This is a genomic window from Nonomuraea maheshkhaliensis, assembly GCF_039529435.1.
Lineage (GTDB): Bacteria > Actinomycetota > Actinomycetes > Streptosporangiales > Streptosporangiaceae > Nonomuraea > Nonomuraea maheshkhaliensis.
Window position 1 is genome coordinate 1 of sequence record NZ_BAAAMU010000192.1, and the last position, 15,306, is coordinate 15,306.

Here is a 15,306-nt window from a genome sequence, read left to right on the forward strand (position 1 = left end):
CGGGAGGTGCCGGCGAGCGCGCGCAGGGCGGCGCCGGCGGGGCGGGGCAGATCCTCGGGCCCGGGGGAGTCTCCGAGGCCGACGGCGACCAGCAGCGGGGCGGCGATGGCGCCGAAGGCCGGCAGCTTGGCCAGCTCGCCGGGCTTGCCGGAGAAGCCCACGGCGCCGAGCGAGGCGGTGAGCCTGCCATCGAAGGCCGCGCCGAGGGAGTCGGCGCCCGACGCGGGGACCGGGCCGTCCTCGCCCGGTCTGAAGCCGACGATCAAGGCGTCGGTGTCGATGGAGACGGGATCTGCTGAGTTCAGCCGCACAGTGGTCACGTAAACCGATGCTATCCACGGTTTCTGCGTACTCACAAACAGGGGTTCATCCTACCAATCGCCGGTTGGTGCCAGGTTGAGGAATAGTGCTAGTGTCATTAGCACCATGTTGCTGACGCTCGATCTTCACGACGCCCGTCCGCTGCACGAACAGGTGGCGAGCGCCATCCGCCGCGCCATCGGCGAGGGCTCCTACCGGCCGGGCGACCGCCTGCCGCCGGCCAAGGACCTGGCCGGCGCGCTGGGCATCAACACCAACACCGTGCTGCGGGCCCTGCGCGACCTGCGGGACGAGGGGTTGCTGGAGTTCAGGAGAGGCCGCGGCGTCAGCGTGGCGGGCCGCGCCGACGGCCGTGCCCTGCTCGCCCAGCGGGCGCGCGAGCTGCTGCAGGAGGCCAAGAAGTACGGCTACAGCCGTGACGACCTCATCGACATCCTGGAGGACCTGACATGAGACCCCGTGCCGTCGCCCTCGTATGGGGAGCGGCCGTGACCGCCGTGCTGATCCTGGCGCCGCTCGCGCTGCGCGACCGGCTGCCCGATCCCCTGGCCACGCACTGGGGCTCGTCCGGCAGCGTCCCCGACGGCTCCACGTCGTTCACCGCTCATGTGGTCACGACCTCGGCCCTGTGGGTCGTGCCGTGGCTCCTCCTGGTGGTGTTCGCCGGCCGGGCCGGCGCCCGGCGCGGCACCCGGGTCACCTGGTGGGGGTTGCTGTTCGGGCTGGGCGCGCTGCTGCTCGGCGCCGCCGCCTCCACCCTTTCCGTCAACCTCGACGCCCCCGGCTGGCGCGCGGCCGAGCTGCCCGGCTGGCACGTCCCCCTGGTGATCCTCGGGCTGATCGTCGCCGGCACCGCCGCCGGCTACCTGGGCAGGGGCCCGCGGGACGAGCCGTCCCCCGGCGAGCAGGCGCCGCCGCGCCTGCGCCTCGGCCCGGGGCAGCGGGCGGTCTGGGTCAGCAGGATCGTCAACCCGTGGCTCGCCGCGCTCACCCTCTGCGCGCTGGCGGTCATCGTGGTGACGACCGCCCTGACCGTGTCCGGCGTGTCCGGCGTGTCCGGTGTGGCCGGCGTCGGGGCGGCACTGCCCGCGTTCGTCATCGTGCTCGTCGTCGGGCTGGCCACCATGGCGCTCACCGTCAAGGTGATCGACGAGAAGGTGGTGATCGGGTTCGGGCCGTTCGGCCGGCCGGCGCGGACCATCCCGCTGGCCAAGGTCGAGTCGGCGTGGGCAGAGGAGCTGCGGCCGTCCGAGGTCGGCGGCTGGGGCTTCCGCGGCCTGCCGGGCAACGCCGCCATCATGCTGCGCGGCGGCGAATGCCTGGTCCTGCGCTACCGTTCCGGCGGCCGGCTCGCCATCAGCATCGACGACGCCGAACGCGGCGCCTCCCTCATCAACACCCTCATCGCGGAGCGTGTTACGTCGTGAAAAAACCCCTCGTTGTCTTCCTCGTCCTGGCCTTCGGGCTGTCCTGGGCCGTGGCGCTCCCCCTGTGGTTCGGCGGCGGGCTGGGCTCGCCGCTGATGCAGGGGCTGGGCGCGCTGATGATGTTCACCCCGTCGGCGGGCGTGCTCGGCGTCTGGGCGCTGTCGCGCGCGCCGTTCCGCGAATGGGCCCGTCACACCGGGCTCACGCTGGGCGAGCGCAAGGGCCGTACCGTCCTGATGATGCTGGCGGCATGGGCGGGCGTGCCGGTCCTGACGTTCCTGTCCCTGTGGCTCAGCGCCGCCGTCGGGCTCGTCTCGCTGGACCTGTCCGGGCTCAGCCTCTTCGCCGCCGGCCTGCGGGCCAACGGCGTCCAGCCGCCCGCGGACCCGAGCACCCTGGCCATCGTGCAGATCCTGATCGCCTGCGTGGCGGGGCCCGTGCTGAACGCGATCCCCGCGCTGGGGGAGGAGTGGGGCTGGCGGGGCTGGCTGGCGCCCCGGCTCACCGCCACGAACGGCGTGTTCGCCGGGCTGCTCATGTCGGGTGCCATCTGGGGTCTCTGGCACGCGCCGCTCACCCTGCTCGGCTACAACTACCCGCGGCTCGGCTCGTGGGCGGCGCTGGTCTTCATCGGCTTCTGCACGCTCGCCGGGGTGCTGCTGGGGTGGCTGCGGCTGCGTACCGGGAGCGTGTGGCCCGCGGTGGTGGCGCACGGCTCGCTGAACGCCGTCGCCGGGGTCGCGCTGCTGCTCGGCGTCGCCGCCGCGCCGCCGAACGAGGTGCTGGCCGGGATCACCGGGGTGATGGTTGGCGTGGTGCTCGCGCTGCTCGGCGCGGTTCTGCTGCGCTTCTTCCCGGTACGTCCGCCGCGGCGGACGCCCGAGCCGGCCCCGGCCGAGTCCGAACCGGCCACCTGAAAGGGCCGGGCGACCTGCCGGCTCCGCCCGGGCTTCTGCCGCGTCTCGCCGGTACGGCCGGTCGCCCTCGTGGCGGCCGGCCCGTTCAGGGGAGGAGGGCCCAGGCCACCAGCGTGGCGGCGGTGGCCGTCTCCACGAGCGCGCCGAGCACGTCGCCGGTGATCCCGCCGAGCCGGCGCCTGGCGTGCCGGAGCAGGAGCAGCGCCACGCCCGTTCCCGCGAGCAGGGCGATGGGCGCGGCGAGCGGGCCGATCAGCACGGCCGTGAGCGCCGCGGCCAGGGTGGTCAGCCAGGCGGCGGGGCGGCGTACGGTGCCCGCGACCATCGCCCCCAGCCCTTCGGGGCGTGCGGCGGGCACCCCGGCGCGGCAGGCCCACACCAGCGTCAGCCGTCCGGCCACGCAGGCCGTCACCAGCGCCCAGTAGCCGGCCTCCGCGACCGCCGCCACCTGGACCAGCAGCGTGAACACCAGCGTCATCACGCCGAACGGCCCGATATCCGACTTTTTCATGATGTCGAGCGCCTGATCGGCCGGCTTGCCGCTCCCCAGCCCGTCCGCGAGATCGGCCAGGCCGTCGAGGTGCAGCCCCCGGGTGAGCAGCGCCAGCAGCCCCACCGCCAGCGCGGCCCCCAGCAGGGGCGGCGCGGGAAGCAGCAGGGGCAGCCCGGCGACCAGTCCGAGCACCAGGCCGACGGCCGGGGCCAGGGTCATGGCCCGCCCCGCCACCTGCCGATCCACCCGCTCCACGCGGACGGGGAAGACGCTGAGCGTGCCCACGGCCAGCCGCACACCGTCCATCAGCCGCATAACGCACGATCCTAGGGCCCACTAGTGTGGCGGGATGCACGTGGTTGAACTGGAAGGCGTAGGTGTCCGGGTTGTCGGCAAAGCGCTGCTCGACGGTGTCGATTGGCAGGTGGACTACGGCGACCACTGGGCCATCCTCGGCCCCAACGGCGCGGGCAAGACGACGCTGCTGTCGCTGGCGGGCGCCGTACGGCATCCCAGCGAGGGCGCCGTCAAGGTGCTCGGCCACCGGCTCGGCCGGGTCGATCTGCGGGAGCTGCGCCGCCACATCGGTCTCGTCGCCTCCAGCCAGCGGCTGGTGGACGAGGAGTTGATGGAGGAGGAAGGGGCGACCGCGCTCGCCGTGGTGCTCACCGGCCACACCGGGACGAGCGCGCCGCTGTGGGACAAGTACGGCGACACCGAGCACGACCGGGCGCACCGGCTGCTGGCCGACCTGGGCTGCAAGGACCTCGCCGAGCGGAAGTTCCGCGTCTGCTCGCAGGGTGAGCGGGCCCGGATCCGGGTGGCCAGGGCGCTCATGGGCGATCCCGCGGTGCTGCTGCTCGACGAGCCGTTCGCCGGGCTCGACCTGCCCGCCCGCGAAGACCTCATCACCGCCGTCGAGGACCTGGCCACCACCCGGCCCGTGCTCACCACCGTCACGGTGACGCACCACCTGGAGGAGGTGCCGGCCACCACGACGCACGCGATGCTCATGCGCGACGCCAGGGTGCTGGCGGCCGGTCCCGTGGCCGACGTGCTCACCTCCGACCAGCTCAGCGACTGCTTCGGCCGTCCTTTGACCGTGGACCGCATCGACGGCCGCTGGTACGCCAGGGCCGCCCGTCCCTGATCCCGGGCCCGGGCGCTCGGCGCGGTCGTGGTGGGGTGTCCGGCCACGGTTCGAGTGCGCGGCCACCGTGCTCTTGTGGTCGTGGCGGGGGCCGGGGCCACGGTTGGAGCGGGCGGTCACCCTGCCCTCGTAGGCCGGTGGGGCGCGGTTCGGGGGTGTGACCACCCTCTGGCGGTCAAGGTGGGGCGGCGGGGGTCATAGTTCGAGTGGGCGGCCGGCGAGCACGAGGGCCACGTACTCGGACTCGGCGGCCAGCCGCTCGTTGAGCCGGCCGAGTGCGTCCCTGAACGCCCGCCCGCTGGCCGTGGCGGGCACCACGCCCATCCCCACCTCGTCCGAGACCGCCACGACCGGTTGCGGCGTCTGACGCCAGGCGGCCACCAGGGCGTCGCAGGCGGCGGCGACCGGCGCGCGGTCGCCCTCCCACGCGCCGTGCTCGTCGAACACCGCCGTCAGCCACGTGCCCAGGCCGTCGATCAGCAGCGGTGTGGTGGCGGCGCCGATGGTCGTGACGAGGTCGGTGGTCTCGGCCGTGGCCCAGTGCGCGGGCCGCCGCGCCCGGTGCGCCCGCACCCGCGCCGCCCACTCGCCGTCACCAGCGCCCGCTGGTCCTGTGGCCACATAGGTGACGTACGGCGCGCCTGCCAGCCGCATCTCCGCCTCGGCCGACTTCCCGGACCTGGACCCGCCCAGCAGCAACGCCCGCCACGGGTGTGGCTCGCGTTCCGTGACAATGGCGTCGTCCTGGGCCCCTGGAGGCCGTGACGCCGCTGTGAGGCCGCGTCCGGGCATGACCTCCAGCTCCGTGCCGTCAGGGACGCTCAGGGCGCCCCACAGGCGCAGCCGCCGGGTCAGCTCCCGCTCGGACCTGATCCGGTGGTCCAGGCCGGTCGCCACCACCACGGTCGCGTCGTCCGCCAGCCCGGCCCTGCGCAACTCCCCGAGGCGCTCCGGGCGGTCGAGCAGGTCCATCAGGACGACGTCGTACCTGTTGCCCGGGGTGTTGTCCGGGGGCACGGCCCCGTCTCCGGGTACGGCCCCGGCCGCGGACGCGGCCCGGCCGATGGACGTGACCTGGGCGGTGGGCCCGCTCCAGTCCGTGTGGAGGCACAGCAGCCGGGTGCCGTCCGGGCAGGACACTCCGAGGCCGCCGGCGTCGGTGCGGTAACCGTCCGGCGGGGCGTCGAAGGGGAAGCTCGCCACGCTGTCCACGACGACGCCGAACGGGCGGCGGTGACCCGGAGGCAGGCCCGCGCACGAGACGCACCGGCAGCCGGGCTCCGGCCAGCCCGCGCCGCCCGCCGTACCGGTGAGGAGGACTTTCACCGCGCCGAGCGTACCGGCGAGCCGGTTATCGGAGGGTTTCGGCGGGGGTGCGGGTGCGGCGGCGGGTGGCCACGACGGCGCCGGCCGTGAGCAGGGCCAGCGTGCCCGCCCCGCCCGCGATCAGCAGGACAGGCGGCCCGCCAGGGGCGACCGGCGTGGCGGCGGTCAGCTCGGTGCCGCCGCGCTCGCGCATCGGGTACCCGGACACGGAGACCACGTCACCCTCGGCGTTCACCCGGACCTGGGCGGCGGCGGCGAGGAGCTGGGCGGTGGTGGCGTCCTCGGCGCCCGCCACGCACCGCAGCACCCCCTGCGCGGGAGGCTGGTCGCCCGGGTAGGCGTCGGCGTCCCCGTCCCCGAAGTCCACAGACACGGCCACCCGCTTGTGCCCGGAGGCCGCGGTGTCCCTGCCGCACACCGACTCGAACGACGGCAGCTCCCCGCCGGGGGAGTCGCCGGCCCCTTCCGCGACGACGGAGAAGCGCCAGCCGATGACGGAGCCGTCAGGCGGCGAGTCCTCGGGACCGGCCGCGAGCCAGGCAGTCCCGTCGCTGAGCCAGGCGCTCCACGACCGCGGGGCGCCGGGGTCGGCGGCTCCGGGGGCCGGCCCGCCGGGGGCGACGGGCGTGGCGGCGAGTGCGGAATGGGGGAGGAAGAGGAACGCGGCCGCCCCGATGGCGACCCCGGCCGCAACACGGTACGCGCGCAGCATCGATTGACCTCCAAGCTCGGGAGTAGGGTTCCAGTGCCTGCGGAGGGTGCGCCGGCGAACCCGCGGAAAAGGAGCGTATGGCATGACATGGCGGTGGCGTTATGAAAATGCAAATGGTGGTGAGGTGACGGATCGCCCTTTGCCGCGAGAGGTTTTTCCCAGCCAGGCCGACGCGGAGTCCTGGCTCGGCGAAAACTATCGTGACCTGCTGGAATCCGGTGTCGAGCAGGTCGCTTTGCTCGAAGAGGACCGTGTTGAATACACGGGATTGTCATTGCGCCAGCAGTGATTCCCGAATAAAAGAAAAACCCCTTGAGCGTCTTGCGGCTCAAGGGGTTTTTGTTACGCGGGTGCGTTATGCACGGGTCTGCGGGCTCACGGTCTTGGCGGGGTCGCGCTCGACGACGTCGCCGAGCACCGCGTCGATCCGCTCCAGCACGTCGGCCCCCAGCTTGACGCCCGACGCCTTGACGTTGTCGCGCACCTGCTCGGGCCGGGTGGCGCCGACGATGGCGCTGGAGACGTTCTGGTTCTGCAGCACCCAGGCGATCGCCAGCTGCGCCATGGTGAGGCCCAGGTCGGAGGCGATCGGCTTGAGCTCCTGCACGCGGGTGAGCACGTCGTCCCGCATGAACCGGGCGATCATGGCGCTGCCGCTCTTGTCGGTGGCCCGCGAGCCCTCGGGCGGCTGCTGGCCGGGGAGGTACTTGCCGGTGAGCACGCCCTGGCCGATCGGGGACCAGACGATCTGGCCCACGCCCTCCTTCTCGCTCAGCGGCACGACCTCGGGCTCGATGATCCGCCACAGCATGGAGTACTGCGGCTGGTTCGACACGATGCGGTCGAAGCCCATCTCATCAGCGATCTTGAGCGCCTGGGCGATCTGCTCGGCGGTCCACTCACTGACGCCGATGTAGAGGACCTTGCCCTGGCGTACGAGGTCGTCGAAGGTCTTGAGCGTCTCCTCGAGCGGGGTCTCGTAGTCGAAACGGTGCGCCTGGTAGAGATCCACGTAGTCGGTCTGCAGGCGGCGCAGGGAGCCGTTGATCGACTCGGTGATGTGCTTGCGCGACAGGCCGCGGTCGTTGCGGCCGGGGCCTGTCGGCCAGTAGACCTTGGTGAAGATCTCCAGCGACTCCCTGCGCACGCCCTTCAGCGCACGGCCGAGCACCTCCTCAGCCTTCGTCCCCGCGTAGACGTCGGCGGTGTCGAACGTGGTGATCCCCTCGTCGAGGGCCGCCTGCACGCACAGTTTGGCGGCCTCCTCCTCGACCTGGGAACCGTGGGTGATCCAGTTGCCGTAGCTGATCTCACTGACCATGAGGCCGCTGCGGCCGAGGTGTCGGAATTCCATAGGTCCGACCTTAATCCCGGCGCATGGGGTGATTCGTTTCGGGATAGGGTGCGCGACGTGCTGAAGCTAGTACGGCTGGCGCTGACGGCGGCCATCCTGACCGCGATCGCGGTACGATTGCGCCGCCGTGCCCGCCTGCCGCGGAAGGAGCCCGCCGCTCCGGTGGCGCCCGCCCGCCGCGCTCGCCGTACGGGGATGGGTGCGATCTGGGCCGGCATCGTGGCGATCGTGGCGCTGACGCTGGTCCTCGCCCTGATGCCGGCGGGTGGGTGGCAGGCGCGGGCGGCGTACGAGGAATCCTTGACCTGGGACGAAGTCCTGGCCACCGTGCCGGATCCCGTCCCGCCCACCGCCGACTCCGCGGTGCCGCCCGCTGTGCCGCCCGCCGTGCCGCTCACCGTGCCGCCCACCGTGCCGCCCGTCACGCCGCCCGCCGAGCCCACCGCGCGGTCCGTGCCTTCGCCTGCGGCGAGCGCCCGCGATTCCGGCCTCGATTCCGGCTCCGGTTGTGCGCCTGCGCCGCGTCCGGTCACGGTGCGGCCGATCGACCCCGTGGTGAAGCGTGCCGTCGACCGGCAGTGGTGGCGGATCGAGCGGTGGCTGAAGGCGAACGCGCCCCGCACGTACCTGACGCTCCGGGCCCCCGGTAAGGCGCGCACGATCGCGGTCGCCGAGGCGCAGATGGGTCTGAACTTCCCCGACGACCTGCGGGCCTCGCTGCTGCGCCACAACGGCTCGCGCGGGGCGGGCGCGTTCGGGCTGGGGCTCGGCGCCCGGTCCGGAGTCGCGTCCCACCTCGGCATCCGCCAGATCAGGGACACCTGGCGGCGGTTGTGCGCCTCGGAGGCCGGCTCCGGTCGCTGGAACGGTCGGATGATCCCGTTCCTGTCCCGTCAGGGGCGCGGATCGGACGCGACGGAGCACGCCGTGACGTACGCGGCGGAGTTCGCGGCGGGTGACCCCGTGGACCGGGCCGTCGCCTGGGAGGGCACGGACGGCATGCTCCGCGTGCCGTCGTACCACGCGCTCATGCGGGCGGTGGCCGACGCCCTGGAGCAGGGCACGGCCCTCACGCTCGACGGCGAGGGGGAGTCCGGGGGCCGGCGCCCGACGGTCGAGCGCGGCCTGCTGCGCTGGAAGTAACGCCACCGCCACCGGGCACCAGCGGTTCGTCCATGACGGCGACCCGCTCGGTGCAGGGAGTGGCCACGCCGGCCACCCCCAACCGCGGCGGGCCTGCGGCGGCGCGCCGTGGCACAGCGACACCGGCCGCGCCACCACCGCCGGACCCGGCAGTCGGTGCCGCTACGGACGGAACCTACGGAACCCTTCGATACCGGCTCGAAGCCTTTGGGTGCCGGCTCGGCCAGGTCCGTGGACGAGCGCGGCCGGCGGCGTGGCGCCGCTCAGCGCGATGGCGCGTAACACGTCCCGGCGCTTGCCGGGAAACGGCCGAAATTTCGGAAAATATCCGTTACTTCTTCTGCGGGACCGGCTTGCCGCCCGGCAGCACCGTGGGCGGCGGGAAGCGCAGCTTGCGGATCTGCAAAGCCCGCATCGCCGCGTAGAAGCCCACGCCTCTGACGCTCTCGTTCGGGAACTTCTCCGCGACCACCTTCTTCACCTTCCAGGCCACGTAGACCGAGGTGAAGAGCACGCCGATCATCATGATCGGCCAGCCGATCGTCACCACGTAGCCCAGCACCTGGGCCCTGATGGCCATCGGCCAGGGAACCCACGTGGCGAGCAGGATGACTAGCGAGAACGGCAGGAAATACTGGCTCGGCAACCGCCGCGAGTCGACCCATTCACGCGCGAACTTGCGCGCTGGGCCCTTGTCACGAGCGGGGAAATACCGCTCGTCACCAGCGAGCATGCCCTGACGGGCACGATCGCGCTCGGCGGCCTGCTTGGCCCGCATCTGCCGATAGGCCTCTTTGCGGTCTTTCGGCGCGGAGACGTATTGGCGCCGTTTGCCTTCGGCAACGCGGCGCTTGGGTGTGGGACGACCTTTACCCTGGGGCTTAGGATCGTCAACGGGGACGGGGGTGTCGTCCACGGAGGTCTGGGAACGGCGTCGCAACACAGCGTCAACCCTACCTGGACTGCAACTTAGTGACGCCCTCGTGCGTTATGCGTAGGGTAATCCCAAGGCGGCTGCGCTGCACGGGATAACACCAGCACGACCTAGAAGGGGACGGCCGACGCGCATGAGCGTGATGAAGAGACTTTCGATGATCTTCAAGTCCAAGGCCAACAAGGCCCTGGACAAGATGGAGGATCCGCGCGAGACCCTTGACTACTCCTATCAGCGGCAGCTTGAGCTGCTGCAGAAGGTGCGCCGAGGAGTGGCCGACGTCGCCACCTCGCGCAAGAGGGTGGAGTTGCAGATCAACGGCTTGGAGAGCCAGGCCAGGCGTTATGAGGAGCAGGGGCGCAAGGCGCTGTCCGTGGGCCGCGAGGATCTGGCCCGCGAGGCGCTGCAGCGGCGGTCAAACCTGCAGTCGCAGATGGCCGACCTCAAGGTTCAGCACGACAACCTCCAGGCCGAGGAAGAGAAGCTGACCACGGCTTCGCAGCGGCTGCAGGCCAAGGTCGACTCCTTCCGCACCAAGAAGGAGACGATCAAGGCCACCTACACCGCGGCCGAGGCGCAGACGCGCATCAACGAGGCGTTCTCCGGCATCTCCGAGGAGATGGGCGACGTCGGCCTGGCGATCCAGCGCGCCGAGGACAAGACGGCGCAGATGCAGGCCCGCGCCGGCGCGATCGACGAGCTGCTGGCCAGTGGCGCGCTCGACGACTACAGCGGCACCCGCGGCGACGACATCCAGGCCGAGCTCGACCGCATGGGCGGCGGCATGGACGTGGAGCTGGAGCTGGCCAGGATGAAGGCCGAGCTGGGCCAGGGCCCGGCGCCGCAGAGCGCCATCGAGCAGGGGCAGCCGCAGGCTCAGCCTCAGCCGCAGGCCCAGCCTCAGCAGCAGGGTGGCACCCAGCAGCTGCGCCAGCCTGGGGAGGGCGCATGATCGTCAGGATCATGGGCGAGGGTCAGGTGGAGATCTCCGCCGAAGACATCTCGGTCCTCAACGAGCTGGACTCCGAGCTCGAAGCGGCCATCGACGCGGGCGACGAGCAGTCGTTCCGGGTCAAGCTGCACGCGCTGCTCGACAAAGTGCGCCATGTGGGCAAGGCGCTTTCCGACGACAGCCTTGAGCCGTCAGAGCTGATCCTCCCCCCCGCGGACGCCTCGATCGAGGAGGTCCGGGAGATGCTGGGCGACCAGGGCCTGATCCCGGGCTGAGCCCGTGAGCACGCGGTTCGCGTCCGATCGCGGCCTGACCAGCCGCATGGTCGTGACGATGTTCCTGCTCGGCCTGCTCTACGTGGTGTTCGTCGGCGTCCTGATCGCTCTCGGCGTACAGGCGCTGACCGTGCTGGTGCTGGCGGGCGGCCTGCTGCTGGTGCAGTACTTCCTGTCCGACCGCATCGCCCTGTTCGCGATGCACGGGCGGGAGGTCTCCCCGCAGGAGGCCCCTGAGCTGCACGGCCTGATCGACCGGTTGTGCGCCATGGCCGACATGCCCAAGCCTCGGGTGGCGATCGCGGATTCCGACGTCCCCAACGCGTTCGCCACCGGCCGCAACCAGAAGAAGGCCGTCGTCTGCGTGACGACGGGCATCCTGCGCCGCCTGGACCCGCGGGAGCTGGAGGGCGTGATCGCCCACGAGCTGTCCCATGTGGCCCACCGTGACGTGGCCGTCATGACGATCGCCTCGTTCCTCGGGATCGTGGCGGGCCTCATGACCCGCTTCGCGCTCTACACGGGGCTCGGCGGCCGCCGAGCCGGCAACGGCCAGGGCGGCGTGCCCATCGGGCTGGTGATCCTGCTGGTGTCGGTCATCGTGTACGCCGTCAGCTTCCTGCTCACCCGGGCCCTGTCGCGCTACCGCGAACTGGCCGCCGACCGGGCCGGCGCCCTGCTCACGCAGCGCCCATCGGCCCTGGCCAGCGCGCTGACCAAGGTGAGCGGCGAGATGGCCAGGATTCCCACCAGGGATCTGCGCGAGGCGGAGCCGTTCAACGCCTTCTACTTCGCGCCCGCCCTGGCCAAGGGCGAGACGCTGGCCAGCCTGTTCTCCACGCACCCGCCGCTGGAGCGCCGGCTGGAGCAGCTGGCGAACATCTCGCGGCAACTCGGAAGGGGCTGAACACCTCATGGGCTGGCTCGACTCGCTCCTCGGCCGGTCGAAGCCGGTCAAGCCCAACCTCGACGCGTTGTTCGCGCTGCCGTCGGCGGCCGTGACGCTGCAGGCCGCGACCGGGCTCGTCCCCACCGGTTCCGGCTCCGTGGCGTTCAGGGCCGCCGAGGGCGGCGCGTTCGCCACGCTCGAACGCGACGTCAAGGCGCTGCTCGGGGAGCGGGTCGAGGAGTCCGACGACGGCTACGGCTACACCTGGCTCCTGGTACGCCGCTCGCCCGACGCCCTCAGCGACCTGGTCACCGAGCTGCACGCGGTGAACTCGTCGCTGGAGGACGCCGGGTTCGGGCCTTCGCTGCTGTGCTCGCTGGTGTCGTTCGCCCGCCCGGACGGCGGTGGGCGGCTGGCCGTGGTGTACCTGTACAAACGCGGCACCTTCTACCCGTTCGCCCCCACCTCCGGGCAGAAGCGCGACAACGCGCTCGAACTGCAGGCCAGGGGAGCGCTGGAGGGTGATCTGCCGCTGGAGAAGGACCTGAGCCGCTGGTTCCCCGTCTGGGGCGCCCCCGGGCTCTGAGCCCCCGACTCCCGAGAGCGGCCCTGCCCCGCTCCGCGCGGGGCTCGGCTGAGTTCCGTGCTGCGGGGCTCTGCCGGCTTCTGTGCGGGGCTCTGGCTGGGGCGCTTATGTGCGACGATCGCCCACAGTGATCTAATCATTACGTGGAGCGAAGGTTGTTCGTGTTCGCCGCGTCCGCGTTCATCGTGGCGGCGGTACTCGGCAGCGCCTGGATGACCGGGCAGTTCACCACCCCCGCCGTGGACAGGACCGACGGTTACGTCGGCGAGCTGGCCGCACGTGACCAGCCGTGGACGCGCCTCTTCCGGGTCAGCGACGTGCTGGCGGGGCTGGCGTGCCTGCTCGGGGTGACGCTCGTGCCGAGGGTGGCGCGCGAATGGCCCGGCTGGATGGCGCTGGCCGCCTTCGGGCTGCTCACCGTCGTGACCGGGCTGTTCCCGCTGGACTGCGCCACGGTGAGCGACCCGCTCTGCGGCCATCAGGGGACCTCGTCCGGCCACCTGATCCACCTCGTGGCGGGCGCGCTGAGCACGGGGGCCGTGGTGGCCGCGATGGCGCTGCTCGGCGCGAGCTGGCGGTCGTGGGTGTCGTGGCTGTTCACCTGGCTCACCCTGGCCGCGACGGTGCTCACCGTGGCCGGGCTGGCCGGCGGGCGCGGCGCCGGGCTCGCGCACCGGGCCCAGCTCGCCATGATCGCCTTCTGGCTCGTGTACGTGGCCCTGCGCCTGCTCGTCTCCGACGACCGGGAAGAGGACTACGCACTCACCCCTTCGATGAGGATCGCCCCCGGCCGCATGGGCGGCGTAGGCGGCGCCAGGGTCCGCCCGGACGGGGCCGCTGGCGCGGGAGAAGCGACCGGCGTGGTGAACGGGGCCGATGCGGGCCACCCGATGGAGGCGGGTTCCGGGGGGCTCGCAGGTGCGGCGGAAGCGTGGCGTGGAGCCGGCGTCGCGGGCAGGGGCGTCGAGGCGGGGCCGGGCGGGGGCGGTGCTGTGGGTGCGGGCGTCTGGGTGGGGCCGGGTGGGGTGGTGGCTGGGGGTGGGAGGCAGCATGTCGTCGTGCAGGGGGACGGGCCCGCGGTGCTGACCGCGGCGGGGGCGGCGGGGGCCTGGTTTCACTGGGACGCGGTGGCCGGCCTGCTTGCTGCCGCCGGTCGTCGGGTGATTCGGTTCGATCGTCCCGGGCTTGGGCTCAGCCCGCCCTCGCCCGTGCCGCCGACCCTGTACGCCGAGGTGGCCCGGCTGGCCGCGTTGGCCCCGGCCCACCCCCAGCAGGTCACCGTCATCGCCCACGGCGTCGCCTGCTGGCACGCGGAGGCGTTCGCCCGGCTGCACCCGCTGTGTCTGGCCCGGCTTGTCCTGGTGGATCCGGTATGCGTCGGCGAACGGCCTGCGCCGGCGGCGGCCACCAGGACGGTGGGGCGCTGGCTGCCCGCGCTCGGCGGGACCTGGGGCGCGACCGTCCTGGCCCGGCTGACGGGACCGGCCGCGCACCGGCTGCTCACCGGGCTGCCCGACCCGTCGGGGATCTACCGCACCGGCACGACGGTCTCCGCGATGGCGGGGGAGTGGCTGGCCCGTGGCGACATGGCCGCCGACCTGCGCAGGCTCCGGGCCGAGAAGCCGTTCCCCAGGGTGCCGGTCGTCGTGATCAGCGCGGGCGACCGGGACGGCTGCAGGGGGCGACTGGCGGACGAGCTCGGGGGCGAGCACGTACGCGTACCAGGGCATGGACGGCGTATTCACCTGCACCACCCGCACGCTGTCGCCGACGCGGTCCTGTCTCCCGTGCACGTTCGGCGGGATGCGTCCTCCCAGGTGTCCGAGGCCGGCGAGGGGCCGGCCCGGGAGTCCGCATCCGGTGACGGCGGGGGCCGGCCCTGAGGGGGTCGGCGGGGGCGGCGTTGCTCGAACGGGTGACGGATATGCGGACCACCCACCAGAATGGCGGGAAAAGAGGCCATTTGTGGGGGTGCCAATGCCTGACCTGGCGGGTCTGCGGCCAGGCGATCCCGCGACGGTGGGCGCGTACGGCCTGTCGGGGCGGCTCGGCGAGGGCGGGCAGGGCATCGTCTACCTCGCCACGGCACCGGACGGCACGAAGGTGGCGCTCAAGCTGCTGCGCGCCGACCTGGCGGGCGACGCCGAGGCGTCGGAGCGGTTCGTCCGCGAGGTGGCGATGGCGCGGCGGGTGGCGCCGTTCTGCACGGCGCAGGTCGTCGAGACCGGCCTGTACGGCGGGCGCCCGTACATCGTCAGCGAGTACATCGGCGGCCCCACCCTCGCCGACGTCGTACGCGAGCAGGGCCCCCGCACCGGCACCTCCCTGCACCGGCTCGCCATCGGCACCATCACCGCGCTGGTCGCCATCCACCAGGCCGGCATCGTGCACCGCGACTTCAAGCCGTCGAACGTGCTGCTGGCCTCCGACGGCCCCCGCGTGATCGACTTCGGCATCGCCAAGGCGCTCGACCTCAGCTCGACCCTCACCGTGGCCGTGATCGGCACGCCGTCGTACATGGCGCCTGAGCAGCTCACCCAGTCGAACCCGGGGCCGCGGTCGGACATGTTCGCGTGGGCGTGCACGCTGCTGTACGCCGCCTCGGGGCAGCCGCCGTTCGGGCAGGACAGCGTGCCCGCGGTGGTCAACCGGATCCTGCGCACCGAGGCCGACACCGGCTCGATCGCGGATCCCGCCCTCCGCGCGCTCGTCACGGAGTGCCTGGCCAAGGACCCCGCCGGACGTCCGTCGGCCGGCGACGCCCTCATGCGCCTCCTCGGCCACGCCCCCGCCCCCCGAACGGCCTCCGGTGCACACTTACCCGGCG

Annotated in this window: 18 protein-coding genes; 12 read left to right on the top strand and 6 right to left on the bottom strand. The window is 72.5% G+C overall.

Annotated elements, in window-relative coordinates:
* Positions 1 to 320, bottom strand: a 320-nt coding sequence (locus ABFX54_RS53215; RefSeq protein ID WP_346114976.1) for a M17 family peptidase N-terminal domain-containing protein, incomplete at its 3' end; no start/stop codon positions are given.
* A gap of 106 nt (positions 321 to 426) precedes the next feature.
* Between ABFX54_RS53215 and ABFX54_RS53220 the strand changes: the two genes are divergently transcribed.
* Genes ABFX54_RS53220 through ABFX54_RS53230 form a run of 3 tightly spaced genes read left to right on the top strand, consistent with a single transcriptional unit; the run spans position 427 to position 2,665 of the window.
* On the top strand, positions 427 to 774 hold the full coding sequence (locus ABFX54_RS53220) for a GntR family transcriptional regulator (protein ID WP_346114977.1): 348 nt from the start codon (positions 427 to 429) through the stop codon (positions 772 to 774).
* The gene (locus ABFX54_RS53225; RefSeq protein WP_346114978.1) at positions 771 to 1,748 is read left to right on the top strand and encodes an SdpI family protein; all 978 of its coding nucleotides are present in this window, start codon (positions 771 to 773) and stop codon (positions 1,746 to 1,748) included. The genes ABFX54_RS53220 and ABFX54_RS53225 overlap by 4 nt, the downstream gene beginning before the upstream one ends.
* The gene (locus tag ABFX54_RS53230; RefSeq protein ID WP_346114979.1) at positions 1,745 to 2,665 is read left to right on the top strand and encodes a CPBP family intramembrane glutamic endopeptidase; all 921 of its coding nucleotides are present in this window, start codon (positions 1,745 to 1,747) and stop codon (positions 2,663 to 2,665) included. The genes ABFX54_RS53225 and ABFX54_RS53230 overlap by 4 nt, the downstream gene beginning before the upstream one ends.
* Before the next feature lie 85 nt (positions 2,666 to 2,750).
* On the opposite strand, the gene cobS is transcribed toward ABFX54_RS53230, so the two are convergent.
* Complete coding sequence (gene cobS / locus ABFX54_RS53235; RefSeq protein WP_346114980.1) at positions 2,751 to 3,473, bottom strand: adenosylcobinamide-GDP ribazoletransferase; 723 nt, start codon at positions 3,471 to 3,473, stop codon at positions 2,751 to 2,753.
* A 34-nt stretch (positions 3,474 to 3,507) separates the two neighbouring features.
* Here cobS and ABFX54_RS53240 point away from each other — a divergent pair, with 34 nt between their 5' ends.
* Positions 3,508 to 4,308 (top strand): ABC transporter ATP-binding protein, encoded by an 801-nt coding sequence (locus ABFX54_RS53240; RefSeq protein WP_346114981.1) that lies wholly within the window; start codon positions 3,508 to 3,510, stop codon positions 4,306 to 4,308.
* A 195-nt stretch (positions 4,309 to 4,503) separates the two neighbouring features.
* Here the strand turns inward: ABFX54_RS53240 and ABFX54_RS53245 are convergent, their stop codons facing one another.
* Together ABFX54_RS53245 and ABFX54_RS53250 are read right to left on the bottom strand one after the other, a co-directional pair.
* Positions 4,504 to 5,634, bottom strand: a complete 1,131-nt coding sequence (locus tag ABFX54_RS53245; RefSeq protein WP_346114982.1) for a bifunctional adenosylcobinamide kinase/adenosylcobinamide-phosphate guanylyltransferase — start codon at positions 5,632 to 5,634, stop codon at positions 4,504 to 4,506.
* Positions 5,635 to 5,659: 25 nt separating this feature from the next.
* Positions 5,660 to 6,346, bottom strand: coding sequence for an SCO2322 family protein (locus ABFX54_RS53250; RefSeq protein ID WP_346114983.1), 687 nt, complete (start codon positions 6,344 to 6,346; stop codon positions 5,660 to 5,662).
* Between the two features lie 82 nt (positions 6,347 to 6,428).
* On the opposite strand from ABFX54_RS53250, the gene ABFX54_RS53255 reads away from it, so the two are divergent.
* Entirely contained in the window at positions 6,429 to 6,635 is a 207-nt protein-coding gene (locus ABFX54_RS53255; protein ID WP_346114984.1) for a hypothetical protein, read from the top strand.
* 66 nt (positions 6,636 to 6,701) lie between these two features.
* Here ABFX54_RS53255 and ABFX54_RS53260 read toward each other — a convergent pair whose 3' ends face one another.
* Positions 6,702 to 7,700 (bottom strand): aldo/keto reductase family protein, encoded by a 999-nt coding sequence (locus ABFX54_RS53260; RefSeq protein ID WP_346114985.1) that lies wholly within the window; start codon positions 7,698 to 7,700, stop codon positions 6,702 to 6,704.
* A 57-nt stretch (positions 7,701 to 7,757) separates the two neighbouring features.
* On the opposite strand from ABFX54_RS53260, the gene ABFX54_RS53265 reads away from it, so the two are divergent.
* Positions 7,758 to 8,843 (top strand): SMI1/KNR4 family protein, encoded by a 1,086-nt coding sequence (locus tag ABFX54_RS53265; RefSeq protein ID WP_346114986.1) that lies wholly within the window; start codon positions 7,758 to 7,760, stop codon positions 8,841 to 8,843.
* A 331-nt stretch (positions 8,844 to 9,174) separates the two neighbouring features.
* Here ABFX54_RS53265 and ABFX54_RS53270 read toward each other — a convergent pair whose 3' ends face one another.
* Positions 9,175 to 9,759, bottom strand: coding sequence for a DUF3043 domain-containing protein (locus ABFX54_RS53270; RefSeq protein WP_346114987.1), 585 nt, complete (start codon positions 9,757 to 9,759; stop codon positions 9,175 to 9,177).
* A gap of 151 nt (positions 9,760 to 9,910) precedes the next feature.
* Between ABFX54_RS53270 and ABFX54_RS53275 the strand changes: the two genes are divergently transcribed.
* The 6 genes from ABFX54_RS53275 to ABFX54_RS53300 form a co-directional block, all read left to right on the top strand.
* Positions 9,911 to 10,729 carry a PspA/IM30 family protein gene (locus ABFX54_RS53275; RefSeq protein ID WP_346114988.1) on the top strand — a complete coding sequence of 273 codons (819 nt, stop codon included), beginning with the start codon at positions 9,911 to 9,913 and terminating at the stop codon, positions 10,727 to 10,729.
* Entirely contained in the window at positions 10,726 to 11,004 is a 279-nt protein-coding gene (gene pspAA, locus ABFX54_RS53280) for a PspA-associated protein PspAA (protein ID WP_346114989.1), read from the top strand. The genes ABFX54_RS53275 and pspAA overlap by 4 nt, the downstream gene beginning before the upstream one ends.
* A 4-nt stretch (positions 11,005 to 11,008) precedes the next feature.
* Positions 11,009 to 11,911 (top strand): zinc metalloprotease HtpX, encoded by a 903-nt coding sequence (htpX, locus tag ABFX54_RS53285; RefSeq protein WP_346114990.1) that lies wholly within the window; start codon positions 11,009 to 11,011, stop codon positions 11,909 to 11,911.
* 7 nt (positions 11,912 to 11,918) lie between these two features.
* Positions 11,919 to 12,479 (top strand): PspA-associated protein PspAB, encoded by a 561-nt coding sequence (pspAB, locus tag ABFX54_RS53290; RefSeq protein ID WP_346114991.1) that lies wholly within the window; start codon positions 11,919 to 11,921, stop codon positions 12,477 to 12,479.
* Positions 12,480 to 12,622: 143 nt separating this feature from the next.
* Positions 12,623 to 14,362, top strand: a complete 1,740-nt coding sequence (locus ABFX54_RS53295; RefSeq protein WP_346114992.1) for an alpha/beta fold hydrolase — start codon at positions 12,623 to 12,625, stop codon at positions 14,360 to 14,362.
* Between the two features lie 94 nt (positions 14,363 to 14,456).
* Positions 14,457 to 15,306, top strand: an 850-nt coding sequence (locus ABFX54_RS53300; RefSeq protein ID WP_346114993.1) for a serine/threonine-protein kinase, incomplete at its 3' end; no start/stop codon positions are given.

Bases quoted from the DNA above. Each gene is read 5' to 3' on its own strand.
- ABFX54_RS53220 (WP_346114977.1), top strand. From the start codon at position 427: ATGTTGCTGACGCTCGATCTTCACGACGCCCGTCCGCTGCACGAACAG.
- ABFX54_RS53225 (WP_346114978.1), top strand. From the start codon at position 771: ATGAGACCCCGTGCCGTCGCCCTCGTATGGGGAGCGGCCGTGACCGCC.
- cobS (WP_346114980.1), bottom strand. From the start codon at position 3,473: ATGCGGCTGATGGACGGTGTGCGGCTGGCCGTGGGCACGCTCAGCGTC.
- ABFX54_RS53240 (WP_346114981.1), top strand. From the start codon at position 3,508: ATGCACGTGGTTGAACTGGAAGGCGTAGGTGTCCGGGTTGTCGGCAAA.
- ABFX54_RS53250 (WP_346114983.1), bottom strand. From the start codon at position 6,346: ATGCTGCGCGCGTACCGTGTTGCGGCCGGGGTCGCCATCGGGGCGGCC.
- ABFX54_RS53255 (WP_346114984.1), top strand. From the start codon at position 6,429: ATGACATGGCGGTGGCGTTATGAAAATGCAAATGGTGGTGAGGTGACG.
- ABFX54_RS53260 (WP_346114985.1), bottom strand. From the start codon at position 7,700: ATGGAATTCCGACACCTCGGCCGCAGCGGCCTCATGGTCAGTGAGATC.
- ABFX54_RS53275 (WP_346114988.1), top strand. From the start codon at position 9,911: ATGAGCGTGATGAAGAGACTTTCGATGATCTTCAAGTCCAAGGCCAAC.
- pspAA (WP_346114989.1), top strand. From the start codon at position 10,726: ATGATCGTCAGGATCATGGGCGAGGGTCAGGTGGAGATCTCCGCCGAA.
- pspAB (WP_346114991.1), top strand. From the start codon at position 11,919: ATGGGCTGGCTCGACTCGCTCCTCGGCCGGTCGAAGCCGGTCAAGCCC.